The following is a 264-nucleotide window of genomic DNA, read 5'->3' as shown; positions in this document are numbered from 1 at the left end:
CTTTGTCAGCGTATCCCAATCCCCGCTATCCGCAAGAGGTGAGGTCGAAGAGGTACTGAGATAGTATTCATAGCCGTCCTGAACCTCCACATACAGGTTCGTATCCAGATCCTGCTGCAGGACAGGTCGTATCGCCGTATCCGGATTCTCCGGCTTCGTGATGACGAGCTTATTCGATTTCGTTATCGTTCCCTCAAAGCGTTTTGCACTGTCCCTTGCAATATAGTCGACGATGATATAGCTGCCTACATCATCTGCGGTATA

General features: G+C 49.6%; 1 protein-coding gene. It reads right to left on the bottom strand.

Annotated elements, in window-relative coordinates:
- The coding region (locus tag NE665_RS24445) for a hypothetical protein (RefSeq protein ID WP_256302775.1) at positions 1–264 on the bottom strand (264 nt) is incomplete at both ends.

The sequence above is a fragment of the Clostridium sp. DFI.1.208 genome, assembly GCF_024463855.1.
Taxonomy (GTDB): Bacteria; Bacillota_I; Bacilli_A; order Erysipelotrichales; family Erysipelotrichaceae; genus Clostridium_AQ.
Note: the sequence above shows the minus strand (reverse complement) of the source record. Positions and strands in the feature narration are given on the sequence as shown.